This window comes from Streptomyces bottropensis ATCC 25435 (assembly GCF_000383595.1).
Lineage (GTDB): Bacteria > Actinomycetota > Actinomycetes > Streptomycetales > Streptomycetaceae > Streptomyces > Streptomyces bottropensis.
In genome coordinates, this window is sequence record NZ_KB911581.1 from 2,328,052 (window position 1) to 2,344,137 (window position 16,086).

General features: G+C 73.4%; 15 protein-coding genes. 6 read left to right on the forward strand and 9 right to left on the reverse strand.

The genetic code is table 11. The features are described from left to right. Positions 1–62 precede the first annotated feature (62 nt). Positions 63–1,028, forward strand: a complete 966-nt coding sequence (locus STRBO_RS0110290; RefSeq protein WP_020114156.1) for an ABC transporter substrate-binding protein — start codon at positions 63–65, stop codon at positions 1,026–1,028. Positions 1,029–1,154: 126 nt separating this feature from the next. Here STRBO_RS0110290 and STRBO_RS0110295 read toward each other — a convergent pair whose 3' ends face one another. Continuing rightward, positions 1,155–2,198 carry a ketoacyl-ACP synthase III family protein gene (locus STRBO_RS0110295; RefSeq protein ID WP_005481732.1) on the reverse strand — a complete coding sequence of 348 codons (1,044 nt, stop codon included), beginning with the start codon at positions 2,196–2,198 and terminating at the stop codon, positions 1,155–1,157. 327 nt (positions 2,199–2,525) lie between these two features. On the opposite strand from STRBO_RS0110295, the gene STRBO_RS40040 reads away from it, so the two are divergent. The 4 genes from STRBO_RS40040 to STRBO_RS0110315 all read left to right on the forward strand — a co-directional run bounded on the left by STRBO_RS40040 (position 2,526) and on the right by STRBO_RS0110315 (position 6,480). Then, the gene (locus STRBO_RS40040) at positions 2,526–3,617 is read left to right on the forward strand and encodes an acyltransferase domain-containing protein (protein WP_020114157.1); all 1,092 of its coding nucleotides are present in this window, start codon (positions 2,526–2,528) and stop codon (positions 3,615–3,617) included. Between the two features lie 8 nt (positions 3,618–3,625). Beyond that, a complete protein-coding gene (locus tag STRBO_RS0110305) occupies positions 3,626–4,894 on the forward strand; it encodes a beta-ketoacyl-[acyl-carrier-protein] synthase family protein (RefSeq protein ID WP_005481734.1) in 1,269 nt (422 codons plus the stop codon). Further along, on the forward strand, positions 4,891–6,117 hold the full coding sequence (locus STRBO_RS0110310; protein WP_005481735.1) for a ketosynthase chain-length factor: 1,227 nt from the start codon (positions 4,891–4,893) through the stop codon (positions 6,115–6,117). The genes STRBO_RS0110305 and STRBO_RS0110310 overlap by 4 nt, the downstream gene beginning before the upstream one ends. Before the next feature lie 93 nt (positions 6,118–6,210). Then, positions 6,211–6,480, forward strand: a complete 270-nt coding sequence (locus STRBO_RS0110315; RefSeq protein WP_005481736.1) for an acyl carrier protein — start codon at positions 6,211–6,213, stop codon at positions 6,478–6,480. Between the two features lie 62 nt (positions 6,481–6,542). Here STRBO_RS0110315 and STRBO_RS0110320 read toward each other — a convergent pair whose 3' ends face one another. After that, positions 6,543–7,490: an aromatase/cyclase gene (locus tag STRBO_RS0110320; RefSeq protein ID WP_028796567.1), complete on the reverse strand. Its 948-nt coding sequence runs from the start codon at positions 7,488–7,490 to the stop codon at positions 6,543–6,545. A gap of 277 nt (positions 7,491–7,767) precedes the next feature. On the opposite strand from STRBO_RS0110320, the gene STRBO_RS0110325 reads away from it, so the two are divergent. Further along, positions 7,768–8,418: a phosphatase PAP2 family protein gene (locus STRBO_RS0110325; RefSeq protein WP_020114158.1), complete on the forward strand. Its 651-nt coding sequence runs from the start codon at positions 7,768–7,770 to the stop codon at positions 8,416–8,418. 7 nt (positions 8,419–8,425) lie between these two features. Here STRBO_RS0110325 and STRBO_RS0110330 read toward each other — a convergent pair whose 3' ends face one another. From STRBO_RS0110330 to STRBO_RS0110360, 7 genes are read right to left on the reverse strand one after another with little or no spacing between them, the layout of a single operon-like run. After that, a complete protein-coding gene (locus STRBO_RS0110330) occupies positions 8,426–9,751 on the reverse strand; it encodes a glutamate-1-semialdehyde 2,1-aminomutase (RefSeq protein ID WP_005481739.1) in 1,326 nt (441 codons plus the stop codon). A gap of 7 nt (positions 9,752–9,758) precedes the next feature. Beyond that, complete coding sequence (locus STRBO_RS0110335) at positions 9,759–10,310, reverse strand: dTDP-4-dehydrorhamnose 3,5-epimerase family protein (RefSeq protein ID WP_005481740.1); 552 nt, start codon at positions 10,308–10,310, stop codon at positions 9,759–9,761. Beyond that, positions 10,307–11,557, reverse strand: a complete 1,251-nt coding sequence (locus tag STRBO_RS0110340) for a polysaccharide pyruvyl transferase family protein (RefSeq protein WP_005481741.1) — start codon at positions 11,555–11,557, stop codon at positions 10,307–10,309. Before STRBO_RS0110340 ends, STRBO_RS0110335 begins: the two co-directional genes overlap by 4 nt. Then, complete coding sequence (locus tag STRBO_RS0110345; RefSeq protein ID WP_005481742.1) at positions 11,554–12,501, reverse strand: glycosyltransferase family 2 protein; 948 nt, start codon at positions 12,499–12,501, stop codon at positions 11,554–11,556. Before STRBO_RS0110345 ends, STRBO_RS0110340 begins: the two co-directional genes overlap by 4 nt. Next, a complete protein-coding gene (locus STRBO_RS0110350; RefSeq protein WP_078595557.1) occupies positions 12,498–13,796 on the reverse strand; it encodes an MATE family efflux transporter in 1,299 nt (432 codons plus the stop codon). The genes STRBO_RS0110345 and STRBO_RS0110350 overlap by 4 nt, the downstream gene beginning before the upstream one ends. Next, the gene (locus tag STRBO_RS0110355; RefSeq protein WP_202499249.1) at positions 13,793–15,064 is read right to left on the reverse strand and encodes a DUF4910 domain-containing protein; all 1,272 of its coding nucleotides are present in this window, start codon (positions 15,062–15,064) and stop codon (positions 13,793–13,795) included. The genes STRBO_RS0110350 and STRBO_RS0110355 overlap by 4 nt, the downstream gene beginning before the upstream one ends. Continuing rightward, positions 15,061–16,086 carry an NAD-dependent epimerase/dehydratase family protein gene (locus STRBO_RS0110360; protein ID WP_005481747.1) on the reverse strand — a complete coding sequence of 342 codons (1,026 nt, stop codon included), beginning with the start codon at positions 16,084–16,086 and terminating at the stop codon, positions 15,061–15,063. Before STRBO_RS0110360 ends, STRBO_RS0110355 begins: the two co-directional genes overlap by 4 nt.

Consider the following 16,086-nt stretch of genomic DNA (forward strand, 5'->3'; position numbering starts at 1 on the left):
CCCCGCCCCTCACCGTGCCCCACCCGTCCCAGAACAGAGCCCCGTACCGTCGAGGAGACCCCATGTCCCGAACTCCGGCCGCGCGCCCCACGGGCGTGCGCGGACGTCGCCCGCGCACCACTCGGGCGCTCACCACGGCAACCCTGTTCACCCTGCTCCTCGCGGCCTGTGGCTCCGGCAAGGAGGAGATCCCCGAGGACACCCGGGCCGCCGACCTGGGGCGCGAGGACGTCGTCTCCGCGGTCCACGAGGAATCCGCCATCTCCGCGGCCCTGCCCGCGAAGCTGCGCGAGTCGGGGGTGCTGCGCATCGGTTCCGGCATCGGCGTGCCCCCCGTCGCGTTCAGCCCCGAGGACGGCGGCCCGCCGCGCGGCATCGACATCGATGTCTCCGAGGCCGTGGCCCGCGTCCTCGGACTCAAGGTGGAGCGCAAGCACGTCAGCGGCGCCTCCCTCATCACCGGCCTGAGCGCCGGCCGGTACGAACTCGGCACCGCGAATCTCGCCGTGACCGAGGAACGCAAGCAGGTGCTCGACTTCGTCCTCTACGTCACCGACGGCACCGGCTTCGCCGTGCGGGACGGCAGCGCGCTGAAGAAGGTCGACGACCTCGGTCAGCTCTGCGGACTGCGCGTCGGCACCGGTACGGGCACGACGTTCGAGGCGGATCTTGAGGCGGCGAGCAAGGAATGCGCGGCCGACGACAAGGAGCCGATCGAGATCAGTACCTACCCGGACGCGGCCGCGCACTTCCTCGCGCTGCGCCAGGGCCGGGTGGACGTCCTGATGACGACGGCCAGCGTGCTGCGTTACGCGGCCACCCAGCAGCCGGACCTGCGCTACCTCAACGAGATCGAACGCAAGAACATCGGTCTCGCCGTCAAGAAGGGCTCCCCGCTCGCCGAACCCCTGAAGGAGGCGGTGAACCAGCTCATCGAGGACGGCACGTACGCGAAGATCCTCAAGAAGTGGCAGCTGGAGCCGGCGGCCGTCGAGAAGTCGGTCGTCAACCCGCCGGCGCAGCCCTGACCCGGCGACAGGGGCAAGAGGACAGAAACAGGGACAAGAGGACAGAAAGAGGCAAGGGGCGGGCCGCCGCGGACCGGCGGCCCGCCCCGACCCGCTCGGCGCGCATGCGCCACCGGCGCGGCGCGGTCATCCGGATCCCGTCTCTCCCGCGCCCGTACCCGTGAACTCCACGATCGCGCAGCTCCAGGTGAAACCCGCACCGACCCCGAACAGCAGCCCCAGTTCACCGGCGCGCGCCCGGCCCGACTCGGCGAGGAACGCGAGACCCGCGAACTGGTCACCGGCCCCGAGGTGACCGACCGAACGGCCCCACCGCCAGGTGGTCCGCTCCTCCTCGATGCTCCAGCGACGCAGGAACGTGGAGTTCAGCCGGCCGCGTCCGAAGTTCGGGAGCACGAACCAGGAGAGGTCGGCGAGCGTGCAGTCCGCCTCGGCGAGCGCCCGCTTCAACGTCTCGTCCTGCCCGGCCGTGATCCGGGCGACGCTGTACGACCGCCCCGTGTCCTCGATGAACGCCCTCTGCAGCAGCCCCAGATCGATGGGCTGCCGGACGGCGAACGGCACCGGCGAGAACGGGTCCCGCCCCCTGTGCATCTGTTCGAGATCGGCGTCCGACACGGTCACCAGGCTGCGCAGCCGCGCGAAACCCCCGCGTCCCCGGGCCAGGACGAGCGCGGTACCAGCGTCCCCGTACACGGTGCCGGGGTCACTGCGCCAGCGGTCGAAGCCGGGATCTGTGAACACGTCGCCCGTGGTCAGCAGCCCGGCCGTGGGGCCGGGCGCGCCGGCGAGGTAGGCGGACGCGAGTTCCAGCGCGGCCATGCCCCCGTTGGAGAGCTGCTTGATCTCGATCGCGGGGCATCGGTTGCCGAGCGCGTATCGCTGGATGTACGAGGCGGGGGCCCACAGATCGTGCCCCTGGTGCTGCACGGTCGCGTGCAGCACCAGATCGATGTCGGTGGGATGCGTGCCGGTACGCTCCAGCACCTGCCGCGCCGCGCCCACCGCGAGTTCGGGCGCGGACGAGCCCGTCGACACCGCCACGGAGGCGATCCCGCTGCGCGTCGCGGTGCGCTCGTCGCACCGCCCGTCCCGCAGCGCCTCCGCCACGGTGGTCGTGCCCTCCAGGTGCACGGCGGCCCCGGCGATGTACAGGTCCTCGAACCTCATGTCCCGATGCCCTTTCACCGGCCGTCAGGGGAACCACGGTCGGGACACCGACGGCCGCCGGGCCGGGTGGTACCCGGCCCGGCGGCCTTCGTTCCGCCCGCGGCGCACCGGGGCGACGGGTCGCGTGCCTCCGGCTGGGGACAACACTCCGGCCGGCCGGTGGACGAGCGGTCCAGAACGGCTGGAGCGGCTCGGTCGGGGCCGCTGCGAGGCGGACGGCGTCCGTGCGGTGCCGCGCCGCCCGGCCGCGGACGTTGTGCCCGGGGTCGACCGAGGCTCCAGCCGACGCCTCCAGCATGGCGGGACAGCGAGGAGAGGAGACCCGTCGTGACCGCACCGCGGCCGGCCGTACTGCTGTTTCCCGGGCAGGGCGCGCAACAACCCGGTATGGGCGTCGGCCTGTACCGCGCCCATCCGGGTTTCCGGACCCGCATGGACGAGGTCCTCGGACTGTGGCGCGCGCACGGGTTCGATCTGCGCGCCGACTGGCTCGCCGCCCGCACCGGCCCGGAGACCGACGGTCCGCGCACCGCCCAGCCGCTGCTGTTCGCACTCGACTGGGCCGTCGGCCGCACGGTCCTCGACGCCGGGGTGCGGCCCGCGGCCCTGCTCGGGCACAGCGTCGGAGAGGTCGCCGCGGCCACCCTCGCCGGCCTCTTCGACCTGACCGACTCCGTGGCCCTGATGGCGGACCGCATCAGCCAGCTCGACGGCACCCCGCCGGGCGGCATGCTCGCCGTGCAGGCGAGCCCCGACGAGGTCACCCCGTACACCACCGACGAGGTCGTCGTGGGCGCCGTCAACGCGCCCCGCCAGGTGCTGCTCGCCGGCCCCGAGGAGGGCCTGCGCACCGCGCAGCAGAAACTGCGCGCCGACGGCTTCACCTGCCGCAGGGCTCGCGCGCTCAACCCGTTCCACAGCCCGGTGCTCACCGAAGCGGCCCTGCGCGCGCTGCCGCTGCTCGCCTCGGTGCCCGTCCGTCGGCCCCGGTTGGTACTGCACTCGGCGTACGAGCCCGGGCCCCTGACCTACGAACGGGCCCGGGACCCGAGGTTCTGGGCGCTCCAGCCCGCGCGTCCCGTGCTGTTCGGGCCGGCGCTCGACCTCCTGCTCGCCGAGCGGGAGGTGGTGCTCGCCGAGGCGGGTCCGGGACAGGGGCTCACCGTGCTCGCGCGCCGCCATCCACGGGTCGCGAGAGGAGGCTCCCGGGCGGTCGGTCTGCTGCTCGCGCGCCCCGGCACACCCGAAGCCGAGCGCGAGGCCTTCGACAGGGCCCTCGCCGAACTCTCCGACGCACCCGCAGAACCGGCCGCCGACGCGACGGCACAGGCGTCCAGGCCGGTTCGAGCGGGTCTCCAGGCCGGATTGACACGTTTGCGACCCGGGACCGGAGCGCCGGTTCCCGCCGACAGCGAGTGAGGATGCCCATGGAACGACGCGTCGTCATAACCGGAATCGGTGCGGTGGCGCCCGGGGGAACAGGGATCAAGAGGTACTGGGATCTGCTGTCGACCGGGCGGACGGCCACCCGCACCATCTCCCTCTTCGATGCCTCCCCGTACCGCTCCCAGGTCGCGGCCGAGGTCGACCTCCGGCCCGCCGCGGCGGGGCTGTCCCCGCAGGAGGAGCGCAGGCTCGACCGCGCGGGCCAGTTCGCGCTGATCGCCGCCCGGGAGGCGGTGGCCGACTCCGGCCTCGACCTCACGACCTCACAGGCGGCGCGCACGGGTGTGTCGCTCGGCTGCGCGGTGGGCTGCACCACGTCGATGGAGGACGAGTACGTCGTCCTGAGCGACGGCGGCGCCCACTGGCTCGTCGACCCCGCGTACGCGGTGCCCCGGCTTTACGACCACTTCGTGCCGAGCTCGCTGGCCGCCGAGCTGGCCCGCGAGGTCGGGGCCAAGGGTCCGGTGTCGCTGGTCTCCGACGGCTGCACCTCCGGCCTCGACGCCGTCGGTCACGGGGCCGATCTCATCCGCGAGGGCAGCGCCGACGTCATCGTCGCGGGGGGCACCGACGCGCCGATCTCACCCATCACCCTCGCCTGCTTCGACGCCATCAAGGCGACCACGCCCCGCAACGACGACCCCGAACACGCCTCCCGCCCCTTCGACAACTCCCGCAACGGGCTCGTCCTCGGCGAAGGCGCGGCGGTGCTGATCCTGGAGGAACTCCAGCACGCGCGGAAGCGCGGCGCACGGATCTACGCCGAGGTCGCCGGATTCGGCACGCGCAGCAACGCGTACCACATGACCGGACTGCGCTCGGACGGCGCGGAGATGGCCGAGGCGATCCGGGTGGCGCTCGCGGAGGCGCGGCTCGCACCGGGGGAGATCGACTACGTCAACGCGCACGGCTCCAGCACCAAGCAGAACGACCGGCACGAGACCGCCGCGTTCAAGACCTCGCTCGGCGAGCACGCCCACCGGGTGCCCGTCAGCTCCATCAAGTCGATGATCGGGCACTCGCTCGGCGCGATCGGCGCGCTCGAACTCGTCGCATGCGTGCTCGCCATGGAGAACGGCCTGATCCCGCCCACCGCGAACCTGCACGAACCCGATCCGCTGTGCGACCTCGACTACGTCCCCAACATCGCGCGGGAGGCCCGGGTCGACTCCGTGCTCAGCGTCGGCAGCGGCTTCGGCGGTTTCCAGAGCGCCGTCGTCCTCGCCCGTCCCGAAAGGAGTGCCGCGTGACGGCCACCGCCACCCGACCCGTGATCACCGGACTCGGTGTCGCCGCCCCCACCGGCCTCGGCACCGACGCACACTGGTCGGCCGTCGTCGAGGGCACGAACGGCATCGCGGAGATCACCCGTTTCGACGCCTCCGGTTACCGGGTGCGGCTCGCCGGCGAGGTACCCGGCTTCGAGGCCTCCGCGCACATCCCGAGCCGGCTGCTGCCCCAGACCGACCACATGACCCGCCTCGCCCTGTACGCGGCCGACGAGGCACTGAAGGACAGCGGTATCGATCTCGCCGCCCTGGCCCCCTACGAGGCAGGCGTCTCCTCGGCCTCGTCGATGGGCGGCTTCGAGTTCGGCCAGCGCGAACTGCAGAACCTGTGGAGCAAGGGCGGCCAGTTCGTCAGCGCGTACCAGTCCTTCGCCTGGTTCTACGCCGTCAACACCGGCCAGATCTCGATCCGGCACGGGCTGAAGGGCCCGAGCAGCGCCGTCGTCACCGACCAGGCGGGCGGACTCGACGCCATCGGGCACGCGCGGCGGCAGATCCGCAAGGGTACGAAGGTGATGCTCGCGGGAGGCGTCGACGGCGCCCTGTGCCCACTGGGCCTCGCGGGACAGCTCGCGTCCGGTCGGCTCAGCACCGAGAACCGCCCCGACCGCGCTTACCTGCCCTTCGACGAGGCGGCGTCGGGCCATGTCCCGGGCGAGGGCGGCGCGTACCTGGTGCTGGAGGACCCGGTGTCCGCCGAGGAACGCGGCGCCCGTGTCCACGGCGAACTCGCCGGATACGCGGCCACCTTCGACCCCGATCCGCGCGACCCCGGGGCCGACGGTCTGGAGCGCGCGATCCGTGCCGCCCTCGCGGACGCGGACCGTACGCCCGACACCATCGCCGTCGTCTTCGCGGACGCGGCCGGCGTACCCGAGGCGGACCGGGCCGAAGCGGCCGCGCTCGCCGCGGTGTTCGGCCCCCGCGGGGTACGGGTCGCGGTACCGAAGGCGCAGACCGGCCGCCTGTACGCGGGCGGCGGGGCCCTCGACCTGGCCTCCGCGCTGCTGGTCCTGCGTGACGGGAGCGTTCCCCCGACCGCGCACGTCACCTCGGTCGCCGCGGACTGCCCCGTGGACCTGGTGACGGGCGAGGCGCGCACGCTCACCGGCGACGCGGCGCTGGTCCTGGCCCGCGGCGAGGGCGGCTTCAACGCGGCCGCGGTGGTCACGCGCGCGAACTGAACCACCGCCGCACCGAAGAACCAGCGCCCGCACAGACCACCGGCACCCCCGGTGAACCCACCCGAGCACGCATCCGACGGAAGGAAACCACTCATGAGCGCCAACGGGGTCACGGCACTGAGCATCGACGACTTCACCCGCATCCTGCGCGAGTCGGCCGGCCAGGACGAGGGCGTCGACCTGAGCGGAGACATCGCCGACGTGTCCTTCACGGACCTCGGCTACGACTCCCTCGCCCTGCTGGAGGTGGCCGGCCGTATCACCCGCGCCTACGGCGTGACCCTTCCCGACGAGGACCTCGACGGCGCCGAGACCCCCCGGGCCTTCGTCGACCTGGTCAACTCGTCCCTGTCGGGAAGCTGAACCGGAACACGGAGGCGGGGCCCCGGTTGTCCGGGGCCCCGCCCGCTTCCGTTCGCCCGGCGTCAGCGGGACGCGGTGCGTTCCGCGGCCTCCTTGGCCAGGGTGAGGGTGGCCGTGCTGTTCCTGCCGAGGGCCTCGCGTACGAGGTCGCGGGCCGCGGCGAGTGTGGCTTCGGGGCCCAGCAGTTCGCGCACCCGATCCGGGCGCAGGACGACCGTGTGGTGCGAGGTGGCGCGCACCCCGCCCTCGGTGGTCTCGACGGTCCAGCGGCCCGTGTGCGCGGCCATCAGCGGGGGCACCTGGATCTGCTTGTACACGAGCCGGTCCGGCGCGAACCCGACGCGTACCGACTTGGTCGTGTGTACCGAACCGTCGGCGGCGCGGGTATCCATCTCCACCGTCTGCAGGTCGTCGCCCGGCTCGGTCAGCACGAGCCTGCTCACATGCGGAAGCCGCTCCTCCCACAGGTCGGCCCGCCACAGGAAGTCGTACACCTCCTGCCGCGCGCCCGAGATGTCGACGTGATCGGAGAACGACAGCAAGGCCCCCGGCTCCGCTGCCAGGGACTCCGCGGCCGTCTTCAGCGCGGCCAGCTCGGATTCGCTGTTGGTGTCGACGGCGCGCCCCACCCACTCACGGTCCGCCGGGTCGTCGTCGACGACGGTGAAGTCGTGCAGCAGGACGACGCTACTGCCGCCCGGCGCGGCCTCGATGATCCATTCGCCGCCCATCGACGCGACCGGCGCGGACGACACCTCCTGGCGGAACGTCACCCGCAGCGCGCTCGGATCCAGTTCCCGGCGGGAGGTCCACGACCGCACCTCCCCGTTCGCGAACGCCCGGATCCGCAGCCGTTCCGACCGGCCGTCCCGGTCGAACTTCTCCACATGCACGGTGGGAGGAAAAATGTGCGGCCAGTCCTCCGCCGCCGCGATCAGCTCGTACACGGCCTTGGGCTCGGCCGCCACATGGATCGCATGACGCGTCCTGACGACGCCTGAGTCCGGCATGAAGTACCCCTTCCCGAGATGTCACAGCGAGTCTCGGGGCCGCCGCTCCAGCGTCAGTGGAGAGCGACTGGACGGCCGGCCGCGTCAAGGGCCCCAGGTCCGGCACCGGGGAGACACCTGCGACGCCGGCGGCCCGGTGCGGGCGACCTGCCGTCCATGAAAAGTGGGGGGTTAGGGTGGCGCGCAGGGACACGACGGGGGGGCGTTGGTGGCGGAGGTCGAGGGCCATGTCGGGGTCGGGCCCGGCGGACCTGGTGGGCGGCGGGCCGCGCCGCCCGTGCTGTCCGCGCCGCCCGTGCTGCCGGCGGTGTTGCGTGCGTGGCTCGGGACGGTGGCCGTTCTCGCCGCGCTGGGGGTGGCCGTCGGTGGGGTCGTGTTCGCCGGGGACGGGGAGCCCGGTGCGGTGGACGTGCGGGTCTCGGCGGTGGTCGACGGGGTGGGGCCCTCGTGGCGGCGGGTCGCTCTCGGCACGGACTTTCTGGGGGAGCCCGCCGGGGCGGCGGTGCTGGTCGTGGCCGTCGTGGCGGGCTGTCTCCTGCTGCTGCGGCGTCCTCGGGCCGCGGTGTTCGTCCTCGCCTCGGTCGGCGGCGCCGTGGGGGCGACCACGCTGCTCAAGCCCCTGGTCGGACGCACCATCCACGGCGACGACAACCTGTCGTACCCGAGCGGGCACACCGCCTTCCTCACCGCGCTCGCCCTCGCGGTGGCGCTGCTCGCGGCCGGGCGGCTCCGCCTCGGCAGAACGGCCGGCCTCACCCTCGTGCTCGCCGCCGCGCCGGCCGCCGGGGCCGTCATGGGCTGGGCGCAGGTCGTGCTGGGCGCGCACTACCCGACCGACGTCCTCGGCGGCTGGTGCACCGCGCTGGCGGTGACACCGGCCACCGCGTGGCTGGTCGACCGGACGGGCGGACGGGCAGGGCCTCGCTGACGTTCCCTCACGCCAGACGGCGGAACACCGGTTTCACCGGCCGTCCGGACAGCCAGGGCGTGGGGTCGCCGGCGTCCAGCGCCTTCCGGTACACCGCGCACGCCTGGGCGACCACGTCGACGGTCCGATCGATGTCGGCGTCGTCGAGCGCGGCGCTCACCACGAACGACGGGGCCAGCACCCCGCCCGCGAGGAGCCGGCGCAGGAACAGGGTGCGGTACTCCTGCGACGGCCGCCCGTGCTCGTCGAGGGTGGCGAAGACCAGGTTGCTGGGCCGGCCCTTGACGAGGACGTGGTCGCCGACGCCCATGGCGGCGGCGACTTCACGGACGCCGGTGGCCAGCCGCTCGCCGAGGGCGTGCAGCCGCGCGGTGACGCCCTCCTCGACGTAGGTGCTCTGCACGGCCATCGCGGCCGCCAGGGAGTGCGTCTCCGCACCGTGCGTGGTGGACAGCAGGAACACCCGGTCGCCGGAGTGGCGCAGCCCGCCCAGCTCCATCAGGGCGCGGCGGCCGGCCAGCGCGGAGACGGCGAAGCCGTTGCCCAGCGCCTTGCCGAACGTGGAGAGGTCGGGGACGACGCCGTACAGGCCCTGGGCGCCCGCCTCGGACCAGCGGAACCCGGTGATCATCTCGTCGAAGACGAGGACGCAGCCGTGCCGGTCGGCCAGTTCGCGCAGGCCGGCCAGGTAACCGGGCGGCGGTTCGCTGTGGGTGGCGGGTTCGAGGATCAGGCAGGCGATGTCGTCCGGGTACCGGGTGAGCAGTTCCTCGGTGGCGGCCAGGTCCGCGTAGGGGAACGTCACGGTGAGGTCGTTGGTGGCCGACGGGATGCCGGCGGACATCGCCGTGGTGCCGATGAACCAGTCGTCGGTGGAGAAGAACGGATGGTCGGCGCAGAGGGCCACCCGCCGGCGCCCGGTGGCGGCACGCGCGAGGCGCACCGCGGCGGTGGTGGCGTCGGAGCCGTTCTTCGCGAACTTCACCATGTCGGCGGTGGGCACCGTCGCCAGGAAGCGTTCCGCGGCCTCGACCTCCACGATGGACGGCCGTACGAAGTTGCTGCCGCGGTCGAGTTCCCGACGCACAGCCTCGCTCACGCGCGGGTGGGCGTGCCCGAGGCTGACCGACCGCAGGCCGGAGCCGTACTCGATGTAGCGGTTGCCGTCGACGTCCCACACATGGGCGCCGCTGCCGTGGCTGATGACCGGGGCCAGGTGCTCCGGGTACTGGTCGTCGCCCTTGGCGTAGGTGTGCGCGCCGCCGGGCACGAGGGCGTGCAGCCGCTCGTTGGCCGCCCGCGACCGGGGCAGTTCGTACTCTTCGGTGTCCACGGCGACCTCAACTCTCCCTGTGCTTCAGGACGTCGGCGAGGCTCGGCGCCTTCCGGTCCCGCTCGGACATCGACGTGACCGGCAGCGGCCAGGGAATGGCCAGTTCCGGGTCGTCGAAGGCGATCGTCACGTCCTCGGCCGGGTCGTGCGGGCGGTCGATCCGGTACGAGGTGTCGGCGGTCGCGGTCAGCGCCTGGAAGCCGTGCGCGCAGCCCGCCGGGATGTACAGGGTCCTCTGGGTCTCGCCGGACAGCTCGAAGAAGGCACGGCCCAGGTAGGTCGGCGAGTGGGGCCGCAGGTCCACGACGACGTCGAAGATCTTCCCGGACGAGCACCGCACCAGCTTGGCCTCGCCGGCGCCGGAGCGCAGGTGCAGGCCGCGCAGCACACCTCCGACCGAGCGGGACAGGCTGTCCTGGATGAAGGCGTCCGGGTCGAGCCCCACCGAGCGGACCACGTCGGCGTCGAAGGTACGGCAGAAGAAGCCGCGTTCGTCGGCGTACGGCGTCGGCTCGAACAGGTAGGCGCCGAAGATCTCCGGGACGGCGGTCGCTTTCATGGTGTCTCCTGCCGGGTGGACGCGGGGGAGGGGGTGCGGGTGCGGCCGGCCGCCGGGAACAGGGCCGCTGTCAGAGCCGTGAACTGCCGGTCGAGCTGCCGGGCGACGGTCAGGTTCCGCTCGGCGAGGGTCCGCCGTACGTCCGCCGCGTTCTTCTCCAGCTCCCGGAACTGTTCGAGCAGCCGGTCGGCGTCGACCTCGCGAGCCGGATGGCAGTACGTGTCCAGCCCCATCCTCGCCATGAGCGCGTCACTCTTGGCCGCGTAGCCGAGGGCGAGCGTCGGGGTGCCGGCCCTCAGCGCGCAGACCAGGTTGTGGTAGCGGGTCGCCACCACGGTCTCGGCGGCCGCCGTCTCCTTCAGCAGGTCGGCCAGCGAGGTCGCCTCGGCGGCGGTGACCAGCGGCGAGTCCACCGCGTCGAGGATCGCGGCGACCACCGGCGCGTCGCACGCGTCGCCGGTGAGCAGCCGGACGGGTCTGCCCTCCTCGGCCAGCGCGCGGACGAAGCGGGTCGTCCCGTCCAGGTAGCGCCGGTGGATCTCCTCGGCGCGGTCGCGGTCGTCGTCGCCGCCGTGGAAGTCCATGACGCCGACGCACACGAGGCCCGGCGGGTCGCCGGCCGCGCTCACCGGCGGCACCGGCAGGGCGAAGGCGAGGTCCGGATGGACCTCGTCGCGCGAGGTGTCCACGCCCATCGCCCGCAGCGCGTCACGGGACAGCTCGTCCCGGTACGACCGGTGGGCGGCCAGCCGCGCCGACCAGCGCACCAGGGTCCGGGTCGCCCGGTTGCCGATCGGGCCGGCCCCCACGCCGACCAGCGCGACCCGGGTGCCGGACAGCCGGCCGCTCGCGCACAGCAGGAACAGCGCGTACGGGAACCCCCACGGCCGCAGCGGCAGCGTGGCCTCCAGGACGCCCATGCCCGGCACGATCACCACGTCGTGCCGCCGCACCCAGGCGGCGGTGCGGAAGGCGTCGACGAGCTTGCCCAGCCCCTTCCCCGCGATCGCGCCCGCTCGGGAGGCGGTCCGGTACTCCCCGCGATACCAGTGCAGCCGCGTCGCGGGGATGCCGTACCGGGCCGTGACGACCTCGGGTCCGCCGCACAGCGCGTCCACGACCGCCTCCGGATGCGCGGCGCGGAGCTGGCCGAGCACGGCCTCCAGGGACCCGTCGTTGCCGAGGTTGCCGGAGCCGAGCAGGCCGAACACCCCGACGCGTACCGGCCTGCCGGGCGCGGACGTCATGCCTGCCTGCCTTCACGGCCGGCGACGAGATCGTCGACGCGGACGGTCGGCAGGTCCGGGTCGACGGGGGCGCGGTCCTCGACCCGCTCGCCCGCGCCCGGCCGGACCCGGCTGGTCATCCACGCGGCCAGATGGCGGTGGCAGGCGCGCCGGTCGGCCGGGGACAGCGGCGCCCGCCGGATCGCCGAGACGAAACCCCACACGTACTCGGCGAGCAGCCGGGGCGTCGGGTGCAGCGGGCCCGCCCGGCGCGGGTCCAGGTTGACGCACCGGGAGCGCTTGGAGGGGTTGGCCCGCTCGGCGCGGGTGGGGTGGTCGCGGCGGAAGTACAGCAGCTCGGGCACCTGGTGGAAGGGGCCGTGCAGGGTGATCTCGGCGACGAACGTGCGGTCCGCGTGGTGGTAGCTGTCGTGCGGCTTCACCCGGCGCAGCATGTCGGCCCGCATCACCCCGTAGAAGTCGTCGCCGCCGGGCTCGAACAGCAGGCTGCGGAAGCGCTCCGGGGCGTGCGGCGAGTCGGTGGCGAGCCCGTACGCGTAGGGGACCTTCACCTTGCCGTCCTCGTCGATGACCGCCTGGTCGCTGTGCGCGAGGACCACGTCCGGCCGTTCGTCGAGCGCCTCGACGCAGCGCAGCAGCAGGTCCCGGGCGTACAGGTCGTCGTGCGAGGCCCACTTGAACAGCTCGCCGCGGCACTCGGTGAACACGAAGTTGTGGTTGGGCGCGGCGCCGATGTTGCGGGGCAGCCGGATGTAGCGGATGCGGGAGTCCTTCGCCGCGTACCGGCGGCAGATGTCCTCGGTCCCGTCGGTCGAGGCGTTGTCGGAGACGACCAGCTCGAAGTCCTCGTAGGTCTGGCCGAGCAGGGCGTCGAACGACTCGGCGAGGTACTCCTCGCCGTTGTAGACGGGCAGGCCGATGCTCAGCCTGGGGTGGGCGGTCATGGCGTCCTCACTTCGCGGATGGAGTCCTGGTGGTGCTCGCGCAGGGCGGAGCGCAGCTGCAGCCACCACACGGCGGAGCTCGCGAGGGTCGCGGCGGCGACGCCCCAGGCCGAGCCGACCGTGCCGGCCGCGACGGCCCCGCCGAGGCCGCCGCCGACGTAGCAGGCGGAGGCGAACAGCTGGCAGCGCAGAGAGCGGCGGGCCGCGCCGAGCGCGCGCAGCCCGGCCGCCGCGCCGGTGCCGAGACCGGCGCCCGCGACACCGAGCGTGGCCGGCACGATCAGCTCCGAGGCGGCCTGCCAGACGTCGCCGAGCACGAGTTCGCCGGCGTGGTCCGGCACCAGCAGCAGGGCCGCACCCCAGAGCAGCGCGGCGACGGCCTGGGCGCCGCCCAGGAGGAGGCAGAACTTTCCGAGCCGGTGCGGGGCCCGCCGCAGCACCCGCGCCGCCTCCGCGACGGTGACCAGCGACAGCCCCATCAGCACGGCGAGGAACGGGCCGAGCAGCAGCTCGGCGCCCCGGACCACACCCACCGCGCCGACCCCGACGATCGCGCCGAGTCCGTACGCCCGCAGCTGGGCCGCGCCGCTGAGGCAGGTGTTCTCGACCAGGTACCGGTAGCCGAGGTCGCGGTGCTCGCGCAGCCAGGCGCGCGCTCCGGTCAGCCGCGGCCGGATGCCGGACTGGAGGCAGCCGTACACCGCGGCGACCGCGGCGGACGCGCCCCAGGCCAGGACGAACGCGGCCACCGTGCCCACGCGGGCCGCCACGACCATGGCCGGGACGAGCGCGACGCCCCACACCAGGTCGTTGACGAACGCCTTCCGCCCGGTGCCGGCGGCGAAGAACGAGTACCGCCAGGCGTCCTGCAGCAGCAGCCCCGGCAGCAGGACGCCCAGGCAGGCGAAGGCGGGCCCCACCGGACCGCCGACGGCCAGTCCCGCCCCCAGGCAGGCCGCGCCGATGACGCCGCCGACGCCGAGGGCGGTACCCGACGAACGGGCCACGGCCCCGCGCCAGGAGGCCTCCGGCACCCCGCTGAAGCGCACCACGAGCGGGTCGGTGGCCAGCCCCCGGGAGACGCTGAGCACCACGCCGTACGTCACCCAGGCCAGGCTGAACACGCCGAACGCGGTGAGCCCGAGCGAGCGCGCGACGTAGATCCCCACCGCGAAGTTGGTCATGCTGGAGGCGGCCTGGTCGGCCAGCCCCCAGGACAGCCGGCCGAGCAGGGCCCGCCGGGCGGGCCCGGCCCGTGCCGTCGCCTTCTCCTTCTCGGTGGTCATCGGCGTCATGCCTTGATCAGCCCGGCGCCGTGCAGGGCGCCGGCCGCGGCGGCGACGGTGTCGAAAGGCAGCCCGGCCCGCTCGGCCACGTCCAGCAGCGCGTGCTCGCCGTCGGAGAGGCTGAGCACCCACAGCATCGCCATCTGGGCCTCTTTGGCGTCGCTGCGGCCGCCGAGCGAGTCGTACAGGCCCCGCCGGCCCAGCTGGGGCTCGCCGTAGGGGCTGAGGTTGACGTACCGCCGGTTGCCGTCGAGCACGGCGAACGCCTCGCGGCACAGGGTGAGCGTGTCCGTCATCGCCTCCGGGGTGACGAAGTCCGGGTTGTCCGCCGAGGTGTGATATTCCGGGTAACCGGCGTACGGGGTCCGGCTGAGCGAGCCCACGCCGAGATCGAAGCCCGGTGAGCAGTACTGCCGCTCGTCGTAGCCGTACGGGGTGAACTCGGCGATGTGGTGCGGGCGTTCGGAGGCGGTCAGCACATGCCGCATCACCCGGTCGATCTCGGCGTCACCGCGCCGGCTCCGCTTGTACGTCAGCCGGCCCCGGTCGCCCGCGCAGGCCAGCACCAGGCCGTGCTTGACTCGCTCGATCCTCTCCGCGTTGCGGGCCAGCCAGGTGATCGCCCCGATGGTGCCGGGCGCGAAGATGAACCGGTAGGTGTAGTACGGGGTCCGCTCCGCCAGCGCCCGGGCCAGGAACGTCGCCACCGCGACACCGGCCAGGTTGTCGTTGGCCAGCGACGGGTGGCAGACGTGGCAGGAGACGATCACCTCGTCGGCGATCTGCCCGGGGACCACGTGCTCGGCGTAGGTGAGGTGGCCGTCGGCGAGCGTGGAGTCCACGCGCACCTCGTACTCGCCGTCCGGCATCGCGTCCAGGATGTCCTGGGAGAGACAGAACCCCCACTGCGGCTTGTAGTAGCTGGTGCGGTACGGCACCCAGCTCGGCCGCTCCGGCAGCGTGTACAGATGCTCGCGCAGCTCGGCCAGCGGCATCGTCGCCGACACCGGCACGCTGTAGCCGAGCACGTGCAGGCTGGACGCGGCGAAGTCGACGACCCGGTTGCCCGCGGCGTCGGCGATGTAGGCGTCCCGGATGTTCCACTCCTGCGGCACCGTCCAGTCGAGCACCTGGGTCCCGGTCGGCACCTCGTGCACCTGGAGCGGGATGTACTCGCCGACGATGTCCAGGGTGGCGCGCACCCCGTCGCCGGTGATGCTCCGGCACAGCGGGTACAACCGCTCCACCAGCGCGTGCATCTCCTCGCCGACGGTCATCCGCGCCACCGCAGGGTGTCGTCGACGGTGCCGGCCTCGGACGCCGCCCGCAGCACGGCCAGCCGGGTGAAGCGGCGCTCGAAGGCCTCCTGGGTCAGCCCGAACTTCCGGTAGGCGTCGGCGAGTTCGAGCGCCCCCCGCTTCACCGACCACTCGCAGTCGAAGCCGGGGATCGCGGCCCGGAACCGGGAGAAGTCCACCCGGTACGACCGGGGATCGGCCCCGTTCTCGCCGGTGATCACCACCTTCGCGCCGGACACCGCCTCGGCGACCTGCTCGGCGATCTCGGCGACCGTCACGTTGTTGGTCTCGGTGCCGATGTTGAACGCCCGGTCGTGCACCGCCTCGCGCGGCGCGTCCAGCGCGGCCGTGAAGGCCCGCGCGATGTCGGCGGCGTGCACCAGCGGGCGCCAGGGGGTGCCGTCGGAGAGCACCAGCACCTCGCCGGACAGCAGCGCGTGGCCCACCAGGTTGTTCAGCACGATGTCGGCGCGCAGCCGGGGGGAGTAGCCGAAGGCGGTGGCGTTGCGCATGTACACCGGGCTGAAGTCGGCGTCGGCCAGCGCGTGCAGGTCGTCCTCGACCCGCACCTTGGACTCCGCGTACGGGGTCACCGGGCGCAGCGGGGCGTCCTCGGCCACCAGTTCGTCACCGCCGGCGGCGCCGTACACCGAGCACGTCGACGCGTACAGGAAGCGCCGCACCCCGGCGTCGCGGGCCAGCCGGGCCAGCGTCACGGACGCGTGGTGGTTGATGTCGTAGGTGAGCTGCGGCGCCAGTGAGCCCAGCGGGTCGTTGGACAGGGCCGCCAGGTGGATCACCGCGTCGACCCCGGCCACGTGTGCGGCCGTGAGGTCGCGCAGGTCCACCCGTGCACCCGGCGGGTCCGCCGGCTTCGGCCCCAGCACGCAGTCGGCGAACAGGCCGGCGTCGAGGCCGACGACCTCGTGCCCGGCCTCGGCGAGGACCGGGGCCATCACGGTGCCCAGGTAGCCCTGGTGTCCGGTCAGGAGTACGCGCAT

What these genes read in the sequence shown, in the direction of transcription:
- STRBO_RS0110295 (WP_005481732.1), bottom strand. Translation starts at nt 2,198, where the DNA reads ATGAGGTTCGAGGACCTGTACATCGCCGGGGCCGCCGTGCACCTGGAG.
- STRBO_RS0110335 (WP_005481740.1), bottom strand. Translation starts at nt 10,310, where the DNA reads ATGAAAGCGACCGCCGTCCCGGAGATCTTCGGCGCCTACCTGTTCGAG.
- STRBO_RS0110340 (WP_005481741.1), bottom strand. Translation starts at nt 11,557, where the DNA reads ATGACGTCCGCGCCCGGCAGGCCGGTACGCGTCGGGGTGTTCGGCCTG.
- STRBO_RS0110345 (WP_005481742.1), bottom strand. Translation starts at nt 12,501, where the DNA reads ATGACCGCCCACCCCAGGCTGAGCATCGGCCTGCCCGTCTACAACGGC.
- STRBO_RS0110320 (WP_028796567.1), bottom strand. Translation starts at nt 7,490, where the DNA reads ATGCCGGACTCAGGCGTCGTCAGGACGCGTCATGCGATCCATGTGGCG.
- STRBO_RS0110360 (WP_005481747.1), bottom strand. Translation starts at nt 16,086, where the DNA reads ATGCGCGTACTCCTGACCGGACACCAGGGCTACCTGGGCACCGTGATG.
- STRBO_RS0110305 (WP_005481734.1), top strand. Translation starts at nt 3,626, where the DNA reads ATGGAACGACGCGTCGTCATAACCGGAATCGGTGCGGTGGCGCCCGGG.
- STRBO_RS0110290 (WP_020114156.1), top strand. Translation starts at nt 63, where the DNA reads ATGTCCCGAACTCCGGCCGCGCGCCCCACGGGCGTGCGCGGACGTCGC.
- STRBO_RS0110350 (WP_078595557.1), bottom strand. Translation starts at nt 13,796, where the DNA reads ATGACGCCGATGACCACCGAGAAGGAGAAGGCGACGGCACGGGCCGGG.
- STRBO_RS0110355 (WP_202499249.1), bottom strand. Translation starts at nt 15,064, where the DNA reads ATGACCGTCGGCGAGGAGATGCACGCGCTGGTGGAGCGGTTGTACCCG.
- STRBO_RS0110315 (WP_005481736.1), top strand. Translation starts at nt 6,211, where the DNA reads ATGAGCGCCAACGGGGTCACGGCACTGAGCATCGACGACTTCACCCGC.